The sequence below is a fragment of the Actinomyces urinae genome (assembly GCF_900119695.1).
GTDB classification, from domain to species: Bacteria; Actinomycetota; Actinomycetes; order Actinomycetales; family Actinomycetaceae; genus Gleimia; species Gleimia urinae.
Genome location: NZ_LT632547.1, coordinates 1,037,382 through 1,059,887 on the forward strand (window position 1 = coordinate 1,037,382; position 22,506 = coordinate 1,059,887).

A 22,506-nucleotide genomic window follows, 5' to 3' on the forward strand; every position below is an offset into this window, starting at 1 on the left:
TTCTAGTACCCCCTCTTGAGGTATTCCTCGTATTCTTTAACGAGGCGTGCGGCGCTACGCGTACCGATCAACGAGACGCCGAGCTTTTCAATCATCCATAGTGTGGCCGGCATGGTGAAGGTTCTCGGAACGCCCGAAACCTTCAGTTTTGTCTTGTCTCCAGAGAGGTTCTCCTTCATGATCCGAATCTGATGCTCGGAGGGGAAAGCCTCGGAACCAGTAGCCGTCTTCACATAGTCAATGCCAACTTCGCAGCACAACTTAGTTAGATCGGCGATCTGTTCATCGGTAAGGAACCCAACTTCAAAAATAAGCTTTGTAATTGCCTTGTCTTTACAGCGATCCACAAGACCAACGAGTTCTTTTTCGACCAATGAGTAATTGCCGTCATGAACTGCTCCGATGTTCACCACCATGTCAACAGCCGTAGCGCCTAGCTCAAGGCCTTCCTCAATTTCCGCAAACTTCATTGCGGTTGACGTACAGCCATACGGGAAGGAAATAGCGGTGCCAACTCGCACATCGCTACCCTTTAAAACATCCGCGACCACGGGAGTCCAGAATGAGTTCGTGTAACATGCTGCCACTCCCGTGTCCCTGGCGGTTTGCGCATGCTTCCTAATGTCATCTTCGGTGGAACTTTGCAGATGCAAAGCCATGTCAAAATGTTTCGCGTATTGGGGAACTGTTAGCTCCATGATCTTCTCCCTTGAAGTCCAAAAACGCACCGAAAGGAGGTGCTATACCTGACTATACCTGTACGTACGAGTGTGGGCAAGGGTTCCAGAAAGATCAGCTAAAAAGCGATTAGAAAGCCTTGATTTCTCCCGAGAAATTGAAGCGCACCTTCATGTGGCCACCGTGCAGCAAGAGCTTTGTATACTCAAACGCTCGGCCTCGCTCGTCGTACAGCGTATCTTCGAGAAGTAGCAGAGGCACGCCTTCTCCACACTCGAGAATCTCACCTTCCACTTCAGACGCCGCAACAGCCTCTAAAGTCTCGTGAGTTTCGGTTGCCCTAAGTCCAAACTCATCACCGAGCACCGTACATAGCTGTTCATCCACCACATCGCACTCAAGCAATGAGGGGGCAAATTTAGCCGGAATCCAAGACCTGTGGAGGCTTACCGGCTGATCTTCAATCTTTCGAAGGCGCACGATTTCAAAAACGCTCTCATCGGCAGCAACTTCCAATGCATCTTGAGCAAACCGAGGCGGCAGAACCTTTTCGAATTTTAGGAGCTCAGTCTGGGTTTTATACCCCATCCGCTCCAACTGCTCGCGAATCCCTCTATACATCGGTGAACTTGCAGTTATCTTGGCCTGCGCAACAAACGTCCCCTTACCAGGAACCCTCTGCAACAACCCCTCATCCACCAAAGAGGAGACCACTCCACGTACTGTCATTCGGGATACGTTGAAACTCTCCTGCAATTCAGATTCTGACGGAATCCTCTCTCCAGGCTTCCACACACCTCTCGACAACCCATCTCGAATGATGTCGCCAATCTGAACATACAGAGGCGTAATCGAATCCCTATCGAGCTCGTACTGCATACGACGCACCCTCACAAACCTAATCAGCAGGCATGCGTACAGCACGCGCCCACAAAGCCAATGCCTGACACAACCCTACTAGCACAAGGCCAGCCACATGCGCTCCAACAACCTTGCGCGACCAATCCCACAATTACCGGAGGGAGGGAGAAAACCTCCCTCCCTCCAGCAGCAATCTTTAAGACTGCCCGGAAGCGGCCTTCATAAAGCGTCGCTGATAACTAACAACCTGATTTGTTGAGGTAAACCGAGCCAGATACTGCGGCTCAGCGGTGACGACGACCCTATCGGCCATGTCGCGGAACTCATCCTCCATCAACAATCGATCAATGTCCGGGTAGTTCATTGGGCCCTCCATCGAACAAATGATCAGCCTGGTGTCATCCAGGTTCGAGTTACGAAGAGCTCGTAGATTGTGGCGAACACCGTCTAGGCCATCGAAGCTAGCGGTATCAACATCGACGCCCCGGTATGTGAGGAAGGTTTGCGCCATATTAATTAGCGCAAGATCATCCGGATTGTCGTTTGCGCCAATGTAGTCATTTGCAACCATGTAATCTCTGAGCTGCGTCAGGAAATACGAATCATGACTTAGCTCGTAAGCCTTGAGCAAGCCGATCATTCGCTCAGTCTGCATCTTCCGGTGGCGAATAAATGAATTAATGAAGTACGGCCTTGCCTGCAGCGCCATTTGCGTCTGGAACGGTTCAAACATCAGGGTGAAGTTAACCCTATACCCTTCCTCATGAAGGCGTAGCGCAAGCTCATGTCCACGTAGTGCATCGGCCGTGGACCCCTTATCAAAGCCCAGTCCCAGACGTCCGTCGCCCTCGAGCAGCTCCTTGTAGTTTTCGTGATTAACCGGTCCCGTGTGAGGAACCTTCACCACGAGACGCCAAGGAGACAAAATTTCTTCGAAGCGCTTAACTTCTTCAAGAATTTTCGAGAAATCCTGCTCAAAAGGATTGTTTAACTCTACCGAAATATCGGAGCCAGGTCCGAGAATGTCGCCGATAGAAGTCATGACCTCGTCGCGATCCTTGTACTTGTTACCCACGTTAGCCTTTGGGTTATTTAAGAACAGGTCATAAATAATTCCGGGGTTACAGGTCAGGTTTGCAAGCAGGGGGGCAACCGGGGCAACCTCGTACGGGTTGGCCGAGTCCGCCGAGTACAGCACCTTTGTGGGCCGCTCTTTCCCGTCCTTGTCCTTGGAAATATCGCGAACTAGATCAACTTCGAGAACGCCTTCCTTCTTTAGGTGCAACTCGCGCCTAAAACCGGCAGGCGTCCCGCCCTGCGCATCTCGGAAGTAGTCAACTACCTTTCGCAGCTCTTCGCCCACTTCAAGACTCTGAGCCCGCTTTGACAACCAAGCAAAAGTATCTAGATCAAGGGGCGTATCCAAGATCCGCTGGATATATTCCTCCTGATCCCTGTTTGCCTTAAGACCAAGGTCTTCTACCGTCACGGAGACGTTCGCTCCTAAAGTAAAATCACGCATCGAAACTCCTTCGTTCCATATCGACTATACCAGACTATACCGGTACAGCCGAGCGTGTCTACCTCATCTTAAATTTGCCTCCGTACGCGAACCCTCAGAACATGGGGCGGCTGGTCAAAAGACTACATTCGCGCATTGAAATTGCAGCCTCACAACCCCTCGGCTACCAATCTGCGTGCAGAAGCGGCGGCCTCTTCGATGGAATCGAACAGGTAGGTGGGCGAGCTTAGCGCATCGATTATGCCCACGCTTTGCGCGGCCTTCAGATGCTCGGGGCGCAGGCCCTTGATCATCGTTGTGATGCCGCGTTCATTGAGCTCCACGAACACGTCCGCAAGTTGTTTTGCGCCCGACGCGTCCAAAATCCCCACGTGCGACATTGACAAGATCACCACTCCGGTGGAGCGGTGAACGTCGGAAAGCTCAGTGACGATGCGCTCTGCCGCGCCAAAGAACATTGAGCCGTCCAAACGGAAGTACGCGATCTTGTCATCGGTTTGCTGGCGTTCGCCCGGTAGCGGCAACTCCACTACGCCCGACAGGCGGGACAGGTGGTAGACCGCCCACAACACGGCGATCGCAACGCCCAAACCGATTGCAACAACCAAGTCGAACACGACCGTGATCAGTGCAGTAATCCAGAACACGAGGCCATCGCCGCGCGTTGAGCCCAAAATCTTGCGCACACTTGACGTAGAGACCATGCGGAATGCGGTTACGAACAGGACTCCGGCTAGGGCCGCGAGCGGAATATGGCTCACGAGGCCAGCCGCGAGGTACACCACCGCGCCCAGGATTATCGCATGCACGATTGCGGACACTCGGCTGGTAGCTCCCGACTTCACATTCACTGCCGTACGCGCAATCGCGCCCGTTGCCGGCATTCCTCCAAAAATACCCGAGCCGATTGACGCCAGCCCCTGGCCCACCAGCTCCCGGTCCGGCTGATAAGAACCCTGCCCCGGCATTCCAGCCGCAACACGTGCCGACAGTAGCGACTCGATTGCCGCCAGCATTGCCACCGCGAACGCGGCAGGCAGCAACTGCCTCATCAATGAAAAATCAACAGATGGAAGGCTTGGCGCCGGAAGGGAACTGGGGAGCTGGCCGATAGTTGGCACCGCAAGATTGCCAAAGAATGCCGCCAGTGACACCACGACCACTGCGACGAGTGAGGCCGGGAACGTTGTTGATATGCGCGAGGTTCCCACAATCACCAACACAGTAACTAGGACAATGCCCAGAGTGAATGCAGAAACCGCCCAGTCCGCTGCCTGCACGGCCAAGAAAGCGCCATGCAGCGAATTCATGCCCGCCGGGATTTCTACCCCCATCGCCATCGGCACCTGCTGAAGCGCGATCAACGTGGTGATTCCCAGCGTGAAACCCTCCACCACGGACCAAGGGATCAGGGAGATAGCCTTGCCCAGGCCCAACAATCCAAACGCAAACACCAGCAGGCCCGCCATCACCGACAGCAACATGATCGAACTTGCCCCATGCTGTGCAACTATTGGCGCCAGGATCACAACCATCGCGCCCGTTGGCCCCGACACCTGCACGTGTGAGCCGCCAAAAACCGCTGCAATCAGGCCCGCAACTATTGCCGTTACCAAACCGGCGGCTGCGCCCACTCCAGACGAAACCCCAAATGCCAACGCCAACGGCAGTGCAACAATACCCACCGTCACGCCCGCAACCAGATCGCGGCGCCAATTCGCCTCGCGATAATCATCTGCGGACGGTAACAAGAACTTCAAGTGATCAGCTATCGAAGAAGACAACCGCACGTATTTATCCCAACCCATTCAAGCCAAGAATTTTCATCAACACGCGCAAAAAACCAGGAAATCTAAACGGCGCGTGGACTCACCATGGTATCACGGCACGGAATTGATCTGAGGATACAATCCGGTTCGTATTCCGCACTGGTGAACAGGTGAGTATGGCCTTGAAAGGGTGATGCTCGTATCGGTTTACGTGCACGGTTAGGTACATCTTCCAGAATTTAGATAAGGTTAGCCTTGCCTAATAAGGATGGTGTTTGCATGGACGATAGTGCAATGGATCAGGTTGTTGACGGCGAGTATGGGTCCGCGAAGGAAAAATCTGTCGCTGGCCAGAACGCGATCCGTCAACTATCGCAGCCAGTGAAAGGCAAGCTGTTCGTCGCGCAGGTTTTGGCTTTTCTCTCTGGCGTGTTGGCTATTGCCCCGTATGTGGCTCTGGTGGAGCTTGGCAGAGAGCTTATGCAAGACCAGGTGGACCCGGCGCGGGTGAACTGGATCGTCATACTCCTCGTCAGCGCATACATGGCCCGGTTGAGCTTATATTTTGTTGCATTGGGCGTGACGCATTTTATTGACCTGTCGTTGCGTAACCAGATGCGTCGGCAAATTGCCGCCCGAATGTCGGCTGCTCCGCTGTCGTGGTTTACCCGCGAGGGTGAGGGGAAGATCCGCAAGACCATTCAGGATGATACGGCCACGGTGCACACAGTAATCGCGCACGGGCCGATAGAGAAACTGAACGCGATCGTATCCCCGCTCGCCTTGTTGATGTATGCGTTTGTGGTGGATTGGCGACTCGCGTTGCTGTCGATTGCGACGATCCCGCTCTATGTGGGCATGTATGGCATGTCGATGCGTGGGATGAATGAGAAGACCGCGCAAATGGATACCAAGCTCGCTCAGGTTTCGGCAACGATGGCCGAGTTCGTTGCCGGTATCTCAGTGGTGAAAGCATTCGGCAAGGTCGGCCAAGCACATAAAGCCTATTTAGATGCAGCTAACGAGTTTTCTAAGTTCTACCGAGCGTGGTGTATGCCGCTGGTGTCGATGTCGGTCGCCTCATTTTCGTGGGTGTCGATCCCGGTGTTGTTGATCGTGAACCTTGGCGGTGGCGCGTTGATGATGAACGCCGGTTGGGTGAGCATCTACGAGGTGATAACGACGACGTTGATCGCCTTGGTGCTGCCGGGAGCGTTGATGACAGTCGCAACCATCGCCTGGTCTTACCAGCTTGCGGGATCGGCTGCGGTGCGCCTCGTTGCGGTGATGGAGCTACCGGCATTGAGCCAACCCGATGCACCACAGACACCACACGGTCATGATATCGAGATTCGGGGTGTGTCGTATACCTATGACGACACCCAGGCATTAGACGAGGTAAGCCTGAGCATTCCGGCAGGCACGGTGACCGCGCTGGTTGGCCCGTCGGGTGCGGGGAAGTCGACGTTGGCGAGTTTGATGGCCCGCTTTGATGACCCGGACGCTGGCACGATCACCATCGGCGGGGTTGATCTAAAGAGCATTTCCCAGGACGTGTTGTATTCGACGGTCGCATTCGTCCTGCAAGATGCACAGCTTATTCGCGACACCATCCACAACAACATTGCCCTGGGCGCGCCAGACGCAACCTTAGATCAGGTGCGGCAGGCGGCGAGGGCAGCGCAGATCGACGAGTTCATCATGAGCCTGCCAGATGGTTACGACACCGTGTTGGGAGAGGACACCCACGTTTCGGGCGGACAGGCAGCCCGTATCGCGATCGCCCGCGCGCTCATGGTTGATGCCCCAGTGTTGGTGCTGGACGAGGCGACGGCGATGGCGGACCCGGAATCGGAATCGAAAATCCAACAAGCTCTCTCGACTCTTGCCAAAGGCAGAACCGTGATTGTGATCGCCCACCGACTGGCCTCGATCAGGGGCGCGGATCAGATTGTCGTCATGGAACGCGGGCGCATTGCTGTGGTCGGTAAACACGACGAGTTGTTGGGTAATGCGCACTATCAGGCACTTCTTGCCCAAGGTGCATGCGAGGAGATGACACAATGAATCAAATATTGTTGCCACGCTTTAAGCGTTTGATGGAACCCGCCTCGTGGCGAGACCTCTCGGTCGGTCAAGCGTGGGGTGCGGTATCAGGACTGTGTCACGGCTTTGCCCTGCTGATTTTGCTTCCCGCCGCAAGTGCCCTAGCGACCGGAATGCCGGTGTGGGGGTTATCGTTTTCGGGCTGGCTCATCGCCTTGGCGGTGATCGCGATGCTGGGCGTGGGCACGGAGTTTTATGGCATGCGCACCGGCTATATCGGCGCGCTCGGATTCATTCACGACGTCCACCAAGCGGTCGGCAACAAGGTAGCCCGCCTACCGTTGGGAGTGTTCGATTCGGGTAGTTCTGGACGGCTGTCGCGTATGGTCACCCAGGAAATGATGAACTTGGGCGAGTCGGCGGCACATTTCATTTTCTCCCTCGTCCAAAAACTCTCGGCCGTGCTGGTGATCACTGTGGGAACCTGGTTCTGGGATTGGCGGCTGGGACTGACCTTGACGATCGCCTTCCCGATCATGCTCGCCTTCCTCCATATTTCCCGTGTGCTTCTTGATAAAGGTAAGCAGGTTTCCGAACCAGCCGAATCGGAGCTGGCGGCTCGCATGGTCGAATTCGCCACCTGTCAAGGTGCGCTGCGTTCCTGCCATGTCGCCGACGACTACCCGGCCCTTGATCGGGCTTTCGACCAGGCTGACCGCAAGGGTCGCAAAGCATTGTGGATCGAAACATTAGCGAACCTGATTAATGGGATGTTCGTTCAAGCACTCATTGTGGTGATGATCTGGCTGACCGCCCAACTCGCCCTCGGCGGGCAGGTGAGCGCGTTGAACGCTGTGGTCACAATCGGCATGTGTCTGCGGTTCACCACCATGCTCCAAGACATCGGTGGCTGCATGACCGGGCTGGAAGAACGCCGCCAGCAGATGAATCACGTCGACAAGGTCATGGATGCCCCCGAACTGTCCGAACCCGATGCCTCTACACCGATAAACGCCCCTGGTGATGTTCGTTTCGAGGACGTCACCTTCGGCTACGATCCGGACACCCCGGTTCTCCGTGATATTTCCTTCCATGTCCCGCAAGGTGGCATGTGTGCCCTGGTTGGTCCATCTGGGTGCGGGAAGACGACGATCGCCCGGTTGGTTGCACGTTTCTGGGATGTGCAGTCCGGCAGCGTGCGCGTTGGCGAAGTGGACGTGCGCGAGCAGACCACCGAAGATTTGATGCGCCAGGTGTCTCTTGTCTTCCAAGACGTCTACTTATTCAACGACACTCTCGAAGCCAACATTCGCCTTGGCAACCCCGAAGCCACCGATGAAGAAATCAGGTGGGCGGCTGACCTGTCGGGCGTGACGGAAATCGTCAACCGGCTCCCAGACGGCTGGAATTCATTGGCGGGTTCTGGCGGGCGTGCACTGTCGGGTGGGGAACGCCAACGCGTCTCTATCGCCCGCGCTTTGGTGAAGAAGGCCCCGATCGTGCTTTTCGATGAGGCCACTAGCGCGTTGGACGCGGAAAATGAAGCCAATATTGTTGCGGCGATGAATGAGCTACGCAAACACTCCACACTGATTGTCATCGCCCACAAACTTGAAACCATTCGACAAGCTGACCAAATCATTGTGCTCTCCCACGGTGGGCGTATCGCTCAGCGCGGGTGCCACGACGAGCTGGTCAACCAGCCAGGTCAATACCGCGATTTCTGGCAAGAACGCATCAACGCAGCCGGATGGCAACTCGTCTAAACACAGCACGTATAAGCACATGAAAGGAAAAACTATGTCCACACCCACATCCTCGCGCCTCAACGCGCGCGACTTCATCAACATTGGCGTCTTCACCGCCTTGATGTTCGTCATCGTGTTTGCATTCGGAATGCTCGGGTTCATCCCCGCCGCCATGTATGCCGGTTTCTTGCTTTCTATCCTCGTTAACGGCATCGTCTTTGCGCTGTTCACAGCACGCACTCCGAAGATGGGGGCGTTGACAATCATGCTGATTATCATCGAAATCCTCTTTTTCGTGACCGGCCACTGGGTGGGAGGCATCGCGGTGGCCGCTGTATTCGGCCTGCTCGCCGACCTAGTCATCACCAAGGGACCGAAGAACGTTAAGGTTCGCGTTCCGCTGGCATACGCACTGTTTATTCTGCCGATCTACGTGTCACCGTGGATGCCGCTATTTATGAACCAAGACGCATATATGTCGCAAATCGCCGAACAAATGGGTGCCGAGTATGCCGCCAAGATGGCACAGGTCGTCACGATTCCGATTCTGCTGGGCTTCTTCGGCGTGATGCTCATCGTGGGCTGGCTTGCTGGTCTGTTGGGAACCAGGGTCGCGCGCAAACACTTTGAACGGGCCGGTCTTGTCTAAACTTCCCGACCCGCGCACCATTATCGCAGCGCTCGTCATCGTCTCCACCACGATCTACAGTGCCTACTCGCCGTGGTTCGTGTGTACTCTGGGCGGATTCGCCGCCGTGATGCTGACGAGCGCTGCGATCAACCCCAACACGCTCGTGCGCCCCAGCTGGGTAGCAGGCTACCTCGCCACGTTTGCGGTCCTCGGCACACTCGTTTATGTGATACCCCTGGTCTGGAAATCAACAGCCAGCGCGTTCCTCGTGCTGTTTCTGCAGTGGATGTGGCGATTCAGCGTCAGCGCAGGAATGGGAGCCTACGCGATCGGCGTGATCCGACCCGCCACCTTGCAAAAAGCACTCGCCAGCTCACGGATCCCGACCTGTTTCACAATCCCAATCTCGGTTGCCTTACGTGTGCTGCCCGTGATCGGCCACGAGGTTAAAGCGATCTCAGATGCCATGAAACTACGCGGCATGTCCGTGCTCTCACTGCGTGCGGCGCAATACTTCACAATCCCGCTGCTATCTACCGTGGTACGCAGCGGGGACGAACTGGCATCGGCCGCCCTCGTGCGCGGACTGGGCGGAACCGCAAAGCCCACCTCAGTCACAGTCGTGAAATTCCGTGTGATCGACGCAGTCATTCTGCTCATCGTTATCGGCTTCGCGATATGGAGAATCGTCCTATGACAATAGCCCAAGCAACTGGGGTCACCTTCACCTATCGAGGAGCAGACCACCCCTCAATCAACGACGCAACCATCACCATCACACCCGGAACCGTCACCTTGCTGTGTGGCGCGTCAGGGTCAGGAAAAACCACCGCACTACGGCTATTTAACGGGCTCATCCCACACTTCCACGACGGCGACCTCACCGGAAGCGTCACAGTCGACGACATTGACGTGGCACAAACAGACCTGCCACGCCTTGCCCACCACTGTTCGACAGTGTTTCAAAACCCGCGCACCCAGTTCTACACCACTCACGTGCGCCAAGAACTCGCCTTCGGCCCAGAAAACCTCGGCCGCGACCCGCAGGAAATCTGTGCCCGCATTGACGAGGTTGCAGCCGAGTTAGGTATCGCCGACCTGCTGGAATCCCGCGTCACACAACTGTCGGGTGGGCAGATGCAACGCGTGGCCTGCGCCGTCGCCATGTGCAACAACACGTCGATGATCGTCTTTGACGAGCCAACCGCGAACTTGTCCGCTGACGTTATCGACCAACTCGCCACACTCATCGCCAGGCTCAAAGCTGATGGACACACCATCATCATTGCTGAACACCGGCTAAGTTTCCTTTCCGGGATCGCTGACCGTGTCTACTGTTTCGACAAAGGCAAGATAGCCCTCACCGCAACCGGCGAAGAGTTCTACGCCACGCCAGAGGCGGAACGCAAACACCTTGGACTACGGTCCCTTGTTCCCGTGCCCATTCCACAACTCCCGCCACCGGCAGGGAACGGGCTCACGATCGACAACCTCACCTTTGCCTACCGTCATGGAAACACAGTCCTCAATATTAACCACGTGTTGTTTCCGGCGGGGAAAATCACGGCGCTCCTCGGCCCGTGCGGTTCAGGGAAATCAACTCTGGCACGCATTGTTTGCGGACTAGAAAAAGCCAAACATGCATCCATCACACTCGGCGGACAAAAATTCGCCAGCCGAGACGCATATCTCGTCATGCAAGACCCCACCCGACAGTTGTTCTCAGATACCGTCATCGACGAAGTCACGCTCGGCACGACCAAAGCCGAAAAGCAACACATCGATGCCCACGCGATCCTTGAAGAACTCGACCTTGCCGACCACGAGGCTGATCATCCGCAAGCACTCTCTGGCGGGCAACGTCAACGTCTGGTTATTGCTACAGCGCTTGCTGCGAACAAGAAAGTTTACATCTTCGACGAGCCCACGTCCGGTGTTGGCTACAAACACCTTGTCGCGATTTCCCGAGTAATGCGTAAACTCGCTGACACTGGTGCCGTCGTCATTGTCATCACCCACGACGCTGAACTCGTTACCGAGGTCGCCGACCATAGCGTCCGCCTTGACCAAATCAACGCCTGCTCAGACATGTGTCTACAGGAGTGAACGAGGGATTCACGAGCCGAGTTTCTAGAAGGGGGTCATCATGAGCGAGCATCACCACGATCATGGGCCAAGCGCGCAAGAAGCCGCCACAGATTCACACCTGCGAAAAAAGCTCGCCATCGCATTCGGACTCGTGTTTAGCATCGTTTTGGTGCAAGCTATCGGCGCGTTTATGACGGGAAGCTTGGCACTCCCCTGGTCGATGTTGTCCACTCGTTGGCTGATTCTCTTTCCCACTGCGGCTTCTTTTTGTCATGATCGCGTAAGCGCTCAACAAAGTTTTCTATCTTGCCGATGTAACACTAGGTATTCTCAATAGCTTCAGGGTCATTACCAAGAAGAATATACACACCATTACAAGCGATTGAGCTGAATGACCTCGTGTTTGCATGGGGTTTTTGAGACGTTTGAGTTTGTTTGAATCTCGTAGCGACTAGACATCATAGTTCTGCTGAAGTCAATACCGCTTTAGCAGGGATTTTTATGGTTTTTGCTTCTAATCATAAGGAGATTATTTGCGGAACTCGGGATGGTAAAAACTCAGCAAAACTGCCGCAGCTATCAGGACTGCGCAACATGTCATTGGTAGCCACGGAGAGAGTCCGTAAAGTGCGGTGGAGGCTATCGGTGCCACTACATAGGCTGCACCATTGTTAGCATTAATCAACCCGGCTAGCCCACCTTGTTCTTCGGGCTTCATTTGCAAAGTAGGCGCCGTGTTGTAGCCAGGCATCGCCAGGCCTAGACCAAAGCCTGTCAAGATGCTGGCCACGATGAACAGTCCAAGATTTAGTGGATAAACCAAGAGTAGTAACCCGAGAAGAACGATTATTAATCCTCTTCTAAAGAGTTTTTTAGCACCCCAGTTTAACCTTGGAGCCACCAAGGCCTGCGCAAGTATCATGACCAAACCCATTATTGACATGCACAAAGCGGTGAGCCCTGCTGTGGCGCCGGCCGCTAGATTCAAAACATCCTGCAGTAAAAAGCCGAAAAGTGTAGCCACGGTAGAAAAAGCGGTAAACATTAGGAAACCGCAAGCCAGGAACACGAATACTCTTGAATCAAAATAGGAAACTTTTGCCGGTTGAGCGACTTTTTCTTCGCTACCTGTGGGTTTGAATGTTAGCAGTAAAACGGCAACGCCTAAAAGCATGACCAGAGGCATCACCAGCAGGGGCATCATGAAACCTCCTATAGCTGCAAGGCTGCCGCCCAATAAGGCTCCAAGAATAGACGAGAATCCTTGTGCAGCGCCCAAGACTCCCAGACCTTTTACCCGTTGCGTCTCATTGTAGGTATGAGTCACAACGTAGGTTTGCGCGGCTGGGGAAACTGATGCGATGGCACCGCCGTACAGCACGCCCCTAGTTATGACTACTCCTATGATCAACGCTATGCCGGTGAGCAGACCCTTAAATCCTAGCCACACCACCATAGCGAATCCGCTTAGAGCCAGGATTCCGGCAAGCATGCCAATAAGCAAGATACGCCGAGATCCCCATCGCAATGAGACCCGTCCCCACCTGGTGGAGGTAAGAGAAAACATTATGGCTGCTAACGAAATGGTGGCGCCAATGTGCCATTCCTTCAGCCCGATTTCGCGCGATAGTGGAGCCAGAATTGGATTAAGAATCATCTGCCCCATATATGCCAGTAGCACCGTCAAAAACAGGGGAAACAGTCCCGTTATTTTTGATTCGACTTTCTCGTTTCGTTCATTAGTGGCGCACATTAAAACATCCTTTCCAAAGTGAGCTACCAATCAAGCTGAGACAATACTAGAACAATGTTCTAGTATTGTCGAGGTTGAGGGTATGCTGTTTTCGTGGGGAATAAAGACAAGCGGGTAAACACGGGTAGACGCGCCTGGCTGACGCAGGAAAAGATCATGTACACCGCAATGGAACTGACCCGAGAGTGCGGTCTAGAAAAATGGTCGATTCGTGACCTTGCGCAGCGTCTGGGAGTAGTTCCCTCTGTCATCTACCACCATTACCAAAACCGTGACGCCATTACCGCTTCTGTAATAGGCGAGATCACTAGCACCATCGAACTACCGGACGAGCAGCTGGAATGGAAAGATTGGTTCATCTCCCTAGCAGAAAATGTCAGGCCTGTCTTTCTTGAATTCCCCGGAGTCACCGACAAACTGATGTATGGACATATGAACGCCGCGTTGATACCAATCTTGGAGGTGGCTTACGAAAAACTACGGGATGCTGGTTTTAGCAAGTACATTCACATCGCATACTCAATTATCATCAACACGATGCTGTGGAGCATTACTGCTCGCAACTTGCGCAGCCCAACCAAGCAGGAACAGCGCCACGACCTAGGCCAAATGATTACCCAACTTCAGCCCCTAGCTGTCTGCTCCACAACGCTGGCTGACATCATCCAGGGCTACTTAATTCCGCTAGCCAACCCGAAAAATGAAGACCGCATGAGTCAGGAATACTTTGAAATCATCATGGAAGTCGTACTCGCCGGTTTAGAGATAGCGATTTTGCCTCGCGAAAACGCCTAACGAACCCGTGAACAAGAGAAATCATCAATACTCATAAAATATTGCCCAAAATCGCAAGGCATCCAGCTAAGAACAGAGCCTTTCAGCCTCTCACTCTATTTCCTGCGATTTTCCAATAAACACAAGAAAATCCACTATATCCAGAGCTTCCCAAACAACTGGTACGACTACATCAAATACGTCACCATCAATGAACTAAATATCGCTCTTCACAGCACGCAGGCTTCTCCCAGGAATCCGCAGCCTATACCGAAGCCTAAGCCCAGCCTATTGCGTATGGACGAAGAGGAAACCTCCATCTCGACGTGCAGAAATAGCGTTTGGTGTTTTATATGAGGGTGTTTTGCATGTGGAAGACTTACTGGCGCGCCGCACCAGACTCTGTTACGAGCATCGGAATCGCGGATTGGCTGCTATTGACGAGGTTGCGAAAATAGCTGCGGATATTCTTGGCTGGGACGAGGCGGCCAAGGCGCATGAGATAGAAAACTACAAGGCCCGGTGTGATGCCGAAGAAAAGGCGGAGGGGATAGTTAGCGAAGACGAAGCTCAAAAGGTACGTGAGCAGGCGGTGCCTATAACCGAATTTGTTGATGTGGCTCCGCAAATTGACGGTTAAAGCCGTGGGGATTTTTGCCCTTTAAATCGCTGACTCTAAGGCCTTGGAGGCGTGTACTCCAAGGCCTTAGACGTACTTAGGATGCCAATAGGCCCTCTCTGGCAACAGAGCAAAATTCAGTTTTAGGCGCTTGCTTTAAAAGCACTTTCGATAACGCGGTATTCGGGCTAATGCCCGAAAATAAGACAATATCATTCTAAGTTTACTAACCTAGAACCAACACCACTGATCCACCGTTAACGCCGGGTCACAGAGGCGCATTTTTCATCTCCGTTAGCGAGTTGAACCCCGACACCCTACCTGAACAGGGAAAACAGGATACTAGGTAACGGAAAACCCAAATCCGCTAACGCAAGCGATTTTCTTGACCCCCTTGGGGCGTACGCACTAACGCAAACGCCTACTTATCATTTTCGACGTCATGTTGGAGCGGGTGACGGGAATCGAACCCGCGTTCTCAGCTTGGGAAGCTGATGTTCTACCATTGAACTACACCCGCAAGCACCAGAAACCAGGCATATCTGGCGTCTAGTTGCCCGATCAGTATATAGCCGGTCCCTCGCACGCGCCAAAACTATCTAGCCCGTGCGCATACAGTTTGAAAGCGGCCTCCACAATCGGCACATCCGGCTCTATCCACGTGATCTCATGCAGGTCGCTGGCAGCCACCCATCGTGCCTCCAAGTGACCGTCACCCACCTGCGGGGATCCAATCGGGCGAGCCAGCCACACCAGCATTCGCCGTCCGCCCAGCACCGGCCATGCTCCGTCCTCGTCCTTTGACAAAACCGGTTGGCCAAGCTCGATGTCGCACCCTAGCTCCTCGCGGATTTCACGAACGAGGGCATCGCTGGGCCGCTCCTCCGGTTCGACCTTGCCGCCCGGCAGCTCATACAAGCCGCGAAGCTCTTGAGGATATGCCCGCGCGGCCGCGAACACCTGCGCTTTTGCACCTTCACCGCGCATGAAAGCTGCTGCCACTACAAGTTTCTTCACGCCCTCGAGTCTACCCAAAACGATTTTGCGACACTTACGGGAAAAATGTCACAATACATCTATGCCGAAAATCTCTGGGACAAACCTTGCCGAACACCGCGAAAATACCCGCGATGCCCTATTTGCCGCGCTCGCATCGCTCATGCGCGAATACTCCTTCGAGCAAATCTCGATCGCCCAAATCTCGAGGCGCGCAGGCATCGGCCGAACCGTTTTTTACAACCACTACGAAGACAAAGAAAGCCTGCTGGTGGCGCTCACCCTTGAGAGCACAAAGCGCTTCACCAGGACGCTCGGCGAAACTCTCAGCATCATCGATGATCCGATTCAGCAGCTGCGCGTCTACATCCGTGCCCAGCTAGAGCTTCGAAACCAAAACCACTTCAGCTATCCGCTACGCATCACTTCGGCGGTTCCACAACAGCAACTCAAACAACACGCCCGCACAATTCAGCACATCATCTACCAGCTTTTGAACGGCGCATACGAGGCCGGCAAAATCACTCAAAACCCGGACGCTAGCACGGTGCGCCTGGTGCTCTCCTGCCTGTCCAACATTGACCTGCCCGCCAATCCGCAAGAGCGTAGCAACGTCATGGCCTGCACTGAGGCATTCATTTTGCGAGGCCTCGGGGCAGCCGAATCCGATATCAACCACATTGATCCAGCTGTCGCGAACTTGAGGTTCAACTTCTCCATCCTCAACAATCGCGACGACGATGCCAACCAGCTTGACCTTGCCAAACAGAGCGCGCAGGCTCGTTGCCCCGTGACCGGAGCCATGCATTACAAAACCGCGCGCTAACCCCGCGCTCACAGACACTACAAAAGGGTTCGGGCACGTAAAAAGGTTCAGGCACGCATATCGCGTGCCTGAACCTTTCACACTTTGGCGTTAGTTGCCTTCCGTGCCTTCACCATCAGCCTGCTGGATCTGCTTGCGGACCTCGTCCATATCCAGCTCCTTAATCTGACGGATGATGTCATCCAGAGCCTCGCCTTGTAGCACGCCAGAGTGGCGGAACACTGCGAGCCCCTCGCGGAACGCCATCAGAGTTGGAATCGACTGGATCTGCGCGGCAACGGCCAGCTGTTGCTCGGCCTCCGTATCAACCTTCGCGAAAACTACGTCTTCGTGACGGTTCGAAGCCTCCTCGTAGATCGGACCGAACATGCGGCACGGACCGCACCACGCTGCCCAGAAGTCCACTAGGACAATATCGTTTTCCTCAATGGTCTTACCGAACTTCTCGAAGTCCACATCAACAGTTGCCATTAGGTAACCCTCCAAAAGTTATTTGCGTTGCTAACACCCTAAACCACAAGCGCTACGAATGTATTCCGTAGCAGTGAGTGATCTAGGCAACCGAGCCGGAAAGCTCCTTGGCAACAAGCTCCGCAACCTGCACCGCATTAAGCGCGGCGCCCTTTCGCAGATTGTCACCCGCAACCACAAACACCAGGCCGCGCCCATCCGGAACTGCCTGATCCTGGCGGATCCTGCCCACCAGCGTTCCATCCATGCCAGCGGCCGCCAGCGGAGTAGGTACATCCACAAGCTGGACGCCAGGAGCCTCCTGCAAAAGTTCCTTAGCACGCTCCACGCTGATCGGCTTTTCAAACTCGGCGTGAACCGTGAGCGTGTGGCCCGTAAACACCGGCACGCGCACACAAGTTGCGGAGGCCGCAAGCGTTGGAATGCCTAGAATCTTGCGCGATTCGTCGCGAAGCTTTTGCTCCTCATCCGTTTCCAAAGAACCATCATCAACGAGGCCACCTGCTAGTGGCACCACATTGAACGCGATAGGCGCCACGTACGTTTTTGGTTCGGGCAACTTAACTGCCTTGCCGTCAGTGGTGAGCGCCTGCAAGTCCTGCTTCACGCCAGCCTCAACCTGGTCGATGAGCTCACGCACGCCCGCCAGACCCGAACCTGATACGGCCTGGTAGGAGGACGCCATGAGGCGCTTCAAACCGGCCTCTTCGTGAAGAACTTTCAGCGAAGGCATTGCCGCCATCGTCGTGCAGTTCGGATTCGCAATAATGCCCAGAGGGCGCGACTTCATAGCCTGCGGGTTGACCTCGCTGACCACCAGCGGCACATCCGGGTTCTTACGCCACGCGGACGAGTTGTCTACAACCACTGCTCCGGCCTCGGCAAACTTTGGTGCGTACTCGCGCGAAGCGGCTCCCCCAGCAGAGAAAATCGCGATGTCGATGCCGGAGTAATCAGCGGTAGCGACGTCCTCGACCACGATTTCTTCACCGCAGTACTGGAGTTTTGTGCCCGCCGAGCGCGACGAGGAGAAGAAACGCACCTTTGTGGCCGGGAAATCGCGTTCGGTTAGGATCTGGCGCATCACGTGGCCCACCTGGCCGGTGGCGCCAACAACAGCGAGAGTTAGTTCTTTCATCGTCCCGTACCTCCATAAACAACGGCTTCGGATTCAGTGGAATCAAGGCCAAACGCCGAGTGCACGGCGCGCACAGCCCGATCCAAGTCTTCAAGTTTGGTGACAACCGAGATGCGGATCTCGGACGTCGTAATCATGTCAATGTTGATCCCCGCGTCTGACAGGGAGCCGAACAGTTTGGCGGAAACACCCGGATTGGTCCTCATTCCCGCGCCCACGAGCGAAAGGATGCCGACGCCGGGGCTGTAGCGCAGATCCTGGTAGTCCAGCTCATCTTTGGCCGCCTCGATCGCGGCGATAGTGCGCTCGGCGTCATCTCCGGGAAGCGTGAACGAAATATTCGCCCGGCCCGTTCCAGACGTGGGGATGTTCTGCACAATCATGTCGATATTCGCGCCGGCTGCCGCAACGATTTGGAAGAGGCGCGCCGCCATGCCGGGCGCGTCCGCGATTCCAACGATCGTGATCTTATCTTGGCTGCGGTCATGCGCGATGCCGGAAATAACGGGAGCTTCCACTTGATCCTCCTCTAGGGTTTTTAGGGCTGCATCTGGCACGAGGCCAACAAGTTCGGGGTGCGCGTCAGAGTTCGCGATCCACGTTCCATCCTTATCGGAAAACGAGGAGCGCACGTGAAGGGGAACGTTGTACCTGCGCGCAAACTCGACTGCGCGAAGGTGAAGGATCTTAGCGCCGTGAGCCGCAAGCTCTAGGGTTTCTTCTTGACGGAGCCTGCGCACGCGCCTTGCGGTTGGCACGATGCGCGGGTCTGCGGTGTAGAGGCCGTCAACGTCCGTGTAGATTTCGCAAACATCAGCGTGGAGGGCGGCTGCGAGGGCAACTGCCGTAGTGTCGGAGCCGCCGCGACCGAGCGTGGTGACGTCATCATCGGAAGACACGCCTTGGAATCCAGCAACGATGGCGACCTGGCCCTCGCGAATGGAACGGGCAACTCGTTCTGGCACCATGCCTGTGATTTGGGCTTTGCCGAAGTGACTGTCGGTGAGGACGCCTGCCTGCGCTCCCGTGTATGACACTGCGGGCACGCCCATTTGGTTGATGGCCATGGCGAGTAGCGACATTGAGATACGTTCACCCGCGGATAGGAGCATGTCCATTTCACGCTGGGGGGCCTCTTCGGTTAGCTGGCCCGCCAGGTCAAGTAGGTCGTCAGTTGTGTCTCCCATTGCGGATACGACCACTACGAGTTTGTGGCCCGCATGGTGGGTGTCGCAAATACGTTTGGCAACGCGTTTCATTGCTTCCGCGTCTGATACGGATGACCCGCCGTATTTTTGCACTATTAGCGCCACGTCGACCTCTTCTATGTTGTGGGTGGCATTGCCACTGATGTTGTGATCAGTGTAGGCGCGGTAGTGGGAAGCGTGTTTGTTGGATCCACCTTGCGAACATTTTGGCCAAAATTGTGACCTTTTTTACGCTTCTAGGAGCAGGTTTGGTTAACTTCCGATGGTGCGGCGGCCTTCGAAGGCGCGGCCCAGGGTGACTTCATCTGCGTATTCGAGGTCTCCACCAACTGGCAGGCCAAGAGCGAGGCGTGATGCGGGCACTCCCATGGTGTCTAGCATTCTGGCGAGGTAGGTTGCGGTGGCCTCGCCTTCAATGTTGGGGTCGGTGGCGATGATGATTTCGTTGATTTGGTTGGAGGATAGGCGGCTCATGAGGCCGCGGATACGCAGCTGGTCAGGCCCGATGCCACGGATTGGATCGATGGCGCCGCCAAGCACGTGGTAGAGACCGCGGTAGGACCCGGTGCGTTCGATGACTTCAACGTCTTTGGCTTCTTCAACTACGCAAATGATGGTTTGGTCGCGGCGTGCGTCGCGGCAGATGTTGCACGTTTCTTCTTCTGCGATGTTGCCGCAGATGGTGCAAAATCGGACTTTTTCTTTGACTACTTGGAGTGCGCGTGCCAGGCGCATTACGTCTTCACGGTCGGTTCCAAGAATGTGGAACGCTATGCGTTGGGCGGATTTTGGGCCGATGCCGGGGAGCGCCCCGAGTTCATCGATGAGGTCTTGGACTGCACCTTCGTACAAGGCTATTTGTTTCCTTCACTCGTGTCTTCGATGATTGTTGCGCCGAACATCTTTTCAACTAGGGGGAGCCCCACGAGTTTTGAGTTTTCAGCGTCGGCGTCGTCCATATTAGCCCCGCCAGTGTCGAAGTCGTACTCCGACTCTTCGGGCTGCGAGGTTGGCGCAGTTTCCTGTGGCGGTTCGGGGGCGGCTTGTGGGGGTGCAGCTGTTGGGCTGTGCGGGCGCGAGGATTCCTGTGGACGCGAGGACTCTTGAGGGCCAGCGGTCTCCTGCGAGCGCGCGCTCTGCTGTGACGGTTCTGTGAGGACGTGTGGGCGCGGAGGCTGGTCAGGCTCTGCAGCGCTGGACCGGACCTGTTCAGCGTGCGCACCCTGTTCACGAGCCTGGCTGTTTAGTTGGCCGTCAGCATTCGGACTTGCCGTGGCGGCCTGCTGTTCTGGAGTGCGCGGCTGGGCGTTGGGTACTGCGCGGACCGTGGGCCACGCCGTGTCCTCGTTGTCGTCTGAAGCTGGCTCGTTTTGAGTAGCGCGGTTTGCCGCGTGTTCGCGCCCATTATTTACCTGGTTGAAACCCGGCCGGCTACTTGTCTGATTGCGGCTGTGCGCGTTATTGGCGTTAGCAGGTTCCTGGTTACCGTGTGGCGGCTGCGCAGGAATCGAAGACGCCGGCTGGCCACCCACTTGAACATGGATGGTTTTTGATACGCCGGTTATTACTTGGATGGCTTTTAGTGCGGTGTCTTGGTGTCGGTTGAGGAACACGTTCGCAAGCCCTTGGTTTGCGAACCCGAGAATAACGGTTGCGGAGTCTTCTGAGATTAGTTTGGCGTGCTCCCCAATCAGGAAGGCGGAGGAGGGCATGATTACGCGCACGGCTTCTACGAACTGGTCCCACTTGCCGTGCAGGTTTGCGGTCACGTTGCCCGGTGCGGGCGAGGACGTGGCTTGCTTCTGATCGGCAGGTGCCGCTTCAGGCTTCGACTGCGATTGAGACTCGGGCTTAGACTCCGGCACTGGCGCAGATTGCGCGGTTGGGGCGGGTGCAGGAGTTTGTGCAGGTTCTGGCCGTTGCGGAGCCTGTCCCTGTGGGGCCGATGTTTGTTGGGGAGCTTGTGCCTGCGCTCCTCCTGCTCTTTGTGGCGCCTGCTGTTTCGGGGCCTGCTGGTGCGCAGGGGCACTTGTGCCGGGAGCGGCCTGGGCGGGCTTATTCGCCTGGTCTTGCGCCCGCGAGCGCCTTAGCTGTTCGCGGGCAAGCGCGGCTCCGGTCAGTGGCTTGCCGTCCTCGCCTAGGATTTGCGGCCCATCTTGCGCAGGCCCATTAAAGCCACTGCCTCCACCAAACGAGGGCGCAGCTGAGTGACCTGCCGAGCCGGCCTCGATCTCACCACTGCTGGGCCGGACTCGCGCGCCGCTTAGCTCAACGAGAATGCGGCCAATCATCAGCTCTAGTTGCAACCTGGGTGAGGTGGCACCAACCATGGAGCGCAGCGCCTCATCGGTTAGGTCTGCGGCCATCGAAAGCGCGGGGGCGCCCCACTGTTTTGCTTGCGCAAACATGCGTTCGCGTTGTTCCGCGGGAAGCTGTCCCAAAATGTCTTTGGCTTGCTCGCCCGCTACCGCGATGATCAGTAGATCGCGGAGGCGTTGCAGGAAGTCCTCCACAAACCGACGCGGATCATGGCCGGATTCAACCATTTGCTCAATCGTTGCGAACAGGCCCGCCCCGTCGCGCTTGGCGAGCTGTTCAACCGCGGTGTCAAGCAGATTCGTGTCCGTGTATCCAAGCAGAGCGACAGCGAGGTCATACGGGATCTTCGAGTCAATGCTTCCAGCCATCAGCTGGTCAAGCACCGAAAGGGAATCGCGAACCGAGCCGCCGCCCGCGCGAATAACGAGGGCTAGCACGCCCTCGCCAACCTCAATGCCTTCAGACTCGCAAAGGTTTGCTAAATACGGCAGCAGGACGTCACCGGGCACTAGACGGAACGGATAGTGGTGCGTGCGGGAACGAATTGTGCCGATCACGCGCTCCGGCTCGGTTGTGGCGAAGATGAACTTCACGTGCTCGGGTGGTTCTTCCACCAGTTTTAGTAGCGCGTTGAAGCCCTGGGTTGTGACCATGTGGGCCTCGTCAAGGATGAACACCTTGTAGCGGTCTCGAACGGGCGCGAAAGACGCGCGTTCACGTAGCTCACGGGCATCATCCACACCGTTGTGCGAGGCCGCGTCAATCTCAACAACGTCCAAAGAGCCAGTGCCGCCGCTGGCAAGCTCCACGCATGACTCGCACTTGCCGCAGGGCGTGTCCGTGGGGCCTTCCGCGCAGTTCAGACAACGCGCGAGGATACGAGCGGACGTGGTTTTGCCACATCCTCGCGGCCCGGAGAACAGGTAGGCGTGCGTGATGCGGTTAGACCGAAGCGCTGCCTTCAGGGGTTCGGTCACGTGGTCTTGCCCGATCACGTCATCAAACGTGTCGGGCCTGTAGCGGCGATACAAAGCTATGGTCACAAGTGAACTCTATCGT

Annotated in this window: 19 protein-coding genes and 1 tRNA gene; 8 read left to right on the forward strand and 12 right to left on the reverse strand. The window is 55.7% G+C overall.

Going from position 1 to position 22,506, the window contains the following annotated elements; genetic code table 11:
* Nucleotides 1–2: 2 nt before the first annotated feature.
* The 4 genes from deoC to BQ7114_RS06095 all read right to left on the reverse strand — a co-directional run bounded on the left by deoC (nucleotide 3) and on the right by BQ7114_RS06095 (nucleotide 4,869).
* On the reverse strand, nucleotides 3–698 hold the full coding sequence (deoC, locus tag BQ7114_RS06080) for a deoxyribose-phosphate aldolase (protein ID WP_072343273.1): 696 nt from the start codon (nucleotides 696–698) through the stop codon (nucleotides 3–5).
* Between the two features lie 109 nt (nucleotides 699–807).
* On the reverse strand, nucleotides 808–1,557 hold the full coding sequence (locus BQ7114_RS06085; protein WP_072343281.1) for a GntR family transcriptional regulator: 750 nt from the start codon (nucleotides 1,555–1,557) through the stop codon (nucleotides 808–810).
* A 178-nt stretch (nucleotides 1,558–1,735) separates the two neighbouring features.
* Nucleotides 1,736–3,061 carry a transaldolase family protein gene (locus BQ7114_RS06090; protein WP_072343283.1) on the reverse strand — a complete coding sequence of 442 codons (1,326 nt, stop codon included), beginning with the start codon at nucleotides 3,059–3,061 and terminating at the stop codon, nucleotides 1,736–1,738.
* Between the two features lie 149 nt (nucleotides 3,062–3,210).
* A complete protein-coding gene (locus BQ7114_RS06095; RefSeq protein WP_072343285.1) occupies nucleotides 3,211–4,869 on the reverse strand; it encodes a SulP family inorganic anion transporter in 1,659 nt (552 codons plus the stop codon).
* A gap of 240 nt (nucleotides 4,870–5,109) precedes the next feature.
* Between BQ7114_RS06095 and BQ7114_RS06100 the strand changes: the two genes are divergently transcribed.
* From BQ7114_RS06100 to BQ7114_RS06120, 5 genes are read left to right on the forward strand one after another with little or no spacing between them, the layout of a single operon-like run.
* Nucleotides 5,110–6,897 (forward strand): ABC transporter ATP-binding protein, encoded by a 1,788-nt coding sequence (locus BQ7114_RS06100; RefSeq protein WP_072343287.1) that lies wholly within the window; start codon nucleotides 5,110–5,112, stop codon nucleotides 6,895–6,897.
* Nucleotides 6,894–8,642 carry an ABC transporter ATP-binding protein gene (locus BQ7114_RS06105; RefSeq protein WP_070618535.1) on the forward strand — a complete coding sequence of 583 codons (1,749 nt, stop codon included), beginning with the start codon at nucleotides 6,894–6,896 and terminating at the stop codon, nucleotides 8,640–8,642. The genes BQ7114_RS06100 and BQ7114_RS06105 overlap by 4 nt, the downstream gene beginning before the upstream one ends.
* A 34-nt stretch (nucleotides 8,643–8,676) precedes the next feature.
* Nucleotides 8,677–9,273: an MptD family putative ECF transporter S component gene (locus BQ7114_RS06110; RefSeq protein ID WP_016444300.1), complete on the forward strand. Its 597-nt coding sequence runs from the start codon at nucleotides 8,677–8,679 to the stop codon at nucleotides 9,271–9,273.
* A complete protein-coding gene (locus tag BQ7114_RS06115) occupies nucleotides 9,212–9,952 on the forward strand; it encodes an energy-coupling factor transporter transmembrane component T family protein (protein ID WP_230205984.1) in 741 nt (246 codons plus the stop codon). Before BQ7114_RS06110 ends, BQ7114_RS06115 begins: the two co-directional genes overlap by 62 nt.
* Nucleotides 9,949–11,361 carry an ABC transporter ATP-binding protein gene (locus BQ7114_RS06120; protein WP_070618541.1) on the forward strand — a complete coding sequence of 471 codons (1,413 nt, stop codon included), beginning with the start codon at nucleotides 9,949–9,951 and terminating at the stop codon, nucleotides 11,359–11,361. Before BQ7114_RS06115 ends, BQ7114_RS06120 begins: the two co-directional genes overlap by 4 nt.
* A gap of 511 nt (nucleotides 11,362–11,872) precedes the next feature.
* Here the strand turns inward: BQ7114_RS06120 and BQ7114_RS06125 are convergent.
* Nucleotides 11,873–13,096, reverse strand: a complete 1,224-nt coding sequence (locus BQ7114_RS06125; protein WP_070618544.1) for an MFS transporter — start codon at nucleotides 13,094–13,096, stop codon at nucleotides 11,873–11,875.
* A 93-nt stretch (nucleotides 13,097–13,189) separates the two neighbouring features.
* Here BQ7114_RS06125 and BQ7114_RS06130 point away from each other — a divergent pair, with 93 nt between their 5' ends.
* Together BQ7114_RS06130 and BQ7114_RS06135 are read left to right on the forward strand one after the other, a co-directional pair.
* A complete protein-coding gene (locus tag BQ7114_RS06130; RefSeq protein ID WP_070618547.1) occupies nucleotides 13,190–13,891 on the forward strand; it encodes a TetR/AcrR family transcriptional regulator in 702 nt (233 codons plus the stop codon).
* Between the two features lie 343 nt (nucleotides 13,892–14,234).
* Nucleotides 14,235–14,510 carry a glycerol-3-phosphate dehydrogenase C-terminal domain-containing protein gene (locus BQ7114_RS06135; protein ID WP_230205985.1) on the forward strand — a complete coding sequence of 92 codons (276 nt, stop codon included), beginning with the start codon at nucleotides 14,235–14,237 and terminating at the stop codon, nucleotides 14,508–14,510.
* Between the two features lie 425 nt (nucleotides 14,511–14,935).
* Here the strand turns inward: BQ7114_RS06135 and BQ7114_RS06140 are convergent.
* Both BQ7114_RS06140 and BQ7114_RS06145 read right to left on the reverse strand, forming a co-directional pair.
* A tRNA-Gly gene (locus BQ7114_RS06140) sits at nucleotides 14,936–15,009 on the reverse strand.
* 41 nt (nucleotides 15,010–15,050) lie between these two features.
* Nucleotides 15,051–15,506, reverse strand: coding sequence for a (deoxy)nucleoside triphosphate pyrophosphohydrolase (locus BQ7114_RS06145; RefSeq protein ID WP_070665123.1), 456 nt, complete (start codon nucleotides 15,504–15,506; stop codon nucleotides 15,051–15,053).
* 61 nt (nucleotides 15,507–15,567) lie between these two features.
* On the opposite strand from BQ7114_RS06145, the gene BQ7114_RS06150 reads away from it, so the two are divergent.
* A complete protein-coding gene (locus BQ7114_RS06150; protein WP_072343289.1) occupies nucleotides 15,568–16,311 on the forward strand; it encodes a TetR/AcrR family transcriptional regulator in 744 nt (247 codons plus the stop codon).
* Nucleotides 16,312–16,401: 90 nt separating this feature from the next.
* Here the strand turns inward: BQ7114_RS06150 and trxA are convergent, their stop codons facing one another.
* The 5 genes from trxA to BQ7114_RS06175 all read right to left on the reverse strand — a co-directional run bounded on the left by trxA (nucleotide 16,402) and on the right by BQ7114_RS06175 (nucleotide 22,490).
* Nucleotides 16,402–16,782, reverse strand: a complete 381-nt coding sequence (trxA, locus tag BQ7114_RS06155; RefSeq protein ID WP_070618555.1) for a thioredoxin — start codon at nucleotides 16,780–16,782, stop codon at nucleotides 16,402–16,404.
* 82 nt (nucleotides 16,783–16,864) lie between these two features.
* Nucleotides 16,865–17,920, reverse strand: coding sequence for an aspartate-semialdehyde dehydrogenase (locus BQ7114_RS06160; protein ID WP_070665106.1), 1,056 nt, complete (start codon nucleotides 17,918–17,920; stop codon nucleotides 16,865–16,867).
* Nucleotides 17,917–19,233, reverse strand: coding sequence for an aspartate kinase (locus tag BQ7114_RS06165; protein WP_072343291.1), 1,317 nt, complete (start codon nucleotides 19,231–19,233; stop codon nucleotides 17,917–17,919). The genes BQ7114_RS06160 and BQ7114_RS06165 overlap by 4 nt, the downstream gene beginning before the upstream one ends.
* Before the next feature lie 147 nt (nucleotides 19,234–19,380).
* The gene (gene recR / locus BQ7114_RS06170) at nucleotides 19,381–19,980 is read right to left on the reverse strand and encodes a recombination mediator RecR (protein ID WP_016444312.1); all 600 of its coding nucleotides are present in this window, start codon (nucleotides 19,978–19,980) and stop codon (nucleotides 19,381–19,383) included.
* A 2-nt stretch (nucleotides 19,981–19,982) separates the two neighbouring features.
* Entirely contained in the window at nucleotides 19,983–22,490 is a 2,508-nt protein-coding gene (locus BQ7114_RS06175; RefSeq protein ID WP_072343294.1) for a DNA polymerase III subunit gamma and tau, read from the reverse strand.
* Between the last annotated feature and the right edge of the window lie 16 nt (nucleotides 22,491–22,506).